This is a genomic window from Oleiphilus sp. HI0125, from assembly GCF_001635355.1.
This window is the reverse complement of the sequence record NZ_LWGF01000637.1, coordinates 1-1,197: the sequence shown is the minus strand read 5'-3', so window position 1 is coordinate 1,197 and position 1,197 is coordinate 1. Positions and strand designations below refer to the sequence as shown.

3 protein-coding genes are annotated in these 1,197 nt (G+C 41.8%); all 3 read left to right on the top strand.

The features are described from left to right. Position 1 precedes the first annotated feature (1 nt). Complete coding sequence (locus tag A3762_RS28805; RefSeq protein WP_369820676.1) at positions 2 to 109, top strand: fasciclin domain-containing protein; 108 nt, start codon at positions 2 to 4, stop codon at positions 107 to 109. A gap of 124 nt (positions 110 to 233) precedes the next feature. Further along, positions 234 to 809, top strand: coding sequence for a phosphoribosyltransferase (locus A3762_RS08460; RefSeq protein WP_068478212.1), 576 nt, complete (start codon positions 234 to 236; stop codon positions 807 to 809). Between the two features lie 139 nt (positions 810 to 948). Beyond that, the coding region (locus tag A3762_RS08455) for a hypothetical protein (protein ID WP_156493341.1) at positions 949 to 1,197 on the top strand (249 nt) is incomplete at its 3' end.

Genomic DNA, 1,197 nt, shown 5'->3' with positions numbered 1-1,197 from the left:
TATGAACAATGCATTAATGATTGAAGGAAGTACCGTAGTAGAAGCAGACGTCAAAGCTTCTAATGGTGTGATCCACGTTATCGACAAAGTAATCTTCACTGTCGACTAAGTGTCGCATTAGATTAGCACTATAAGGTCGGGGAATACCCGACCTTTTTTATTTCTAATGAAAGTTAATCCTTTTTTGGCTATAGTTCGCGCCGATTACTTATTACTTGTATTTGGTACGAACAATGGAAAAAACTTTTATCAGCGCCCAGCAACTTCTTGAAGACTCATTCAAGCTAGCAATTCAAATTTATGAAAGTGGCTTCCGCCCTGACTACATCGTAGGCGTATGGCGTGGTGGTGCTCCAGTAGGCATCGCTGTTCAAGAAATGTTTGAAGTGCTTGGCGTCAAATGCGACCACATTGCTATTCGTACTTCGAGCTATACGGCCATTGGCGAACGCGCTAAACAAGTAAAAGTGCACGGTTTAACGTATCTCATTAATCGCGTTGAAAGCCACCAGAACCTGTTAATTGTTGACGATGTACACGACAGCGGTCTGAGTATTGATCAAACTATTGTTGATCTTACTGCTCGCTGTAAAAAGAACACTCCAACTATTAAAGTTGCGACCCCCTACTACAAGCCTAAGAACAACAAGACTAATCGCATCCCAGATTACTTCTTATATGAGAGCGATGAGTGGCTGGTATTCCCGCATGAATTAGATGGCTTAACAAAAGAAGAACTTATCGCAAATCGTCCAGAGTCTGCGGCGATTACTGACAAGCTTGAAGAACTCGGCGCATTCGATAAGTAATGCACCAATAAACCGACATTGAGCCTCCTAACATTCAGTAGACAATGTCGGCCTTCCTACTTTTTTATTTTGCATTCGCATTTCATTTCACGATAGTCTGTTTGAACCCAGATTGAACTAAGTTTAAAAAACTATAAAAATGAAGTTCTCCCTTAACACCATGCGCCAGAGCGATTTTCAGTACAAAGTTGTGCTGACAGTGCTTTTGCTGTTTATGCAAAAAGCCTTATTCGCGACAGGCACAATGGCAGGTTCACTGTCGGAAAATGGTTCATGGGTTAGCTTGTGTACGGCCGACGCAGGCATTAAACAAGTATTTATTACAGATAGTGATTCTGAACAGAACCACAATGTTCACGACGCAGATGAACAATGTAGCTTTTCGGCA